Source organism: Micromonospora sp. NPDC047620, assembly GCF_043205005.1.
Taxonomy (GTDB): domain Bacteria; phylum Actinomycetota; class Actinomycetes; order Mycobacteriales; family Micromonosporaceae; genus Micromonospora.
Window position 1 is genome coordinate 1 of record NZ_JBIDDG010000184.1, and the last position, 1,089, is coordinate 1,089.

The following is a 1,089-nucleotide window of genomic DNA, read 5'->3' on the forward strand; positions in this document are numbered from 1 at the left end:
GACGGCGACCGCACTGCTGTGCGATACCCCCTCGGCCTGTTCCATCAAATCGATTCACATCCCGTGTCCGTGCGGCAGGTCGTCACGATCGGCCGCAGCCACTTGATCCTCTTCACTGTAGAACGCATCTGACAGTAGCGTCAATGTCCTGAATGGAACTTTACACCGGTAAAGTGTGGTGTAATTTCAGCGCACGGCAGGGCGTAGTCTGACACTCTGTCACCAATTCGCCCCACGCCAAAAACGCGCCGGGCAGTCCAGCCGGGCCTACGCGAGCAGATGCACCGGAACAAGCCCCACGCGCGTGTCGGGGGTGCGGCCTCGGCGACATGATAGGAGCGCACCGCCCGGCGTGGGATTCAAATAGGAATAATCGTAATAACACTACAATTATTTAGTTGTATCGAGATGAGCAGGCACCCCTCACCAGGCCCAGCTCCGGAACGGTCATGAGCACGTCCACCAGCAGGAGCCGATCGGGGGCCCCAGGCCGACGTGCACCGCCTCGACCGGGCCGTTCACCTCGACCCAGCAGCCCCCGCGCACGCCGTAAGGCATCGCACTGCGGCCGGTAGCGCTCTCGATCTCGGCGGCGATGGCCGGCACTGGTCGACAGAGAAGCCGCTCCTGCGCGGCTGCATCCGCAGGGGCGGCAGGCCCTGGGTTCATGGCCCCGCCGCCCGGCATCCGCGCCTACCCGCATCGGCTCACTTCGCTCCGAAATGTAGTATAAATAGTTAGTTAAATATGCTACTTCGAGGCCCTAGCGCCGACGACCGAACAGGGGTTGTGGCAATGAGTTGGATCAGTTCACTAGGCACCTACCTGCCGCCATGGGGAACTGCGCTGCGGCGCACCGCCGGGGACGACGAGGATGCGGTGACGATGGCGGTCGAAGCCGGGTCGGCCGCCCGGCAAGGCAGCGGACCGATCGCCCGGGTCACCCTGGTCACCAGGGACTTTCCGCTCTTGGAGGGCGGTAGCGGAGCGGTCTTGCTGGCCGGACTCGGACTCGATCCCGACATCGAGGTCACCGAGCGCATCGGCGGCGCCCCCGCAGCGCTGGACGCGATCGCCACCGCGCGCCCG

At 64.6% G+C, this 1,089-nt stretch carries 1 protein-coding gene; it reads left to right on the top strand.

The window, feature by feature from the left end:
• Window positions 1–879: 879 nt before the first annotated feature.
• Window positions 880–1,089 (top strand): hypothetical protein (locus ACGF5C_RS35120; protein WP_393308776.1); only part of this gene is annotated, 210 nt, incomplete at its 3' end.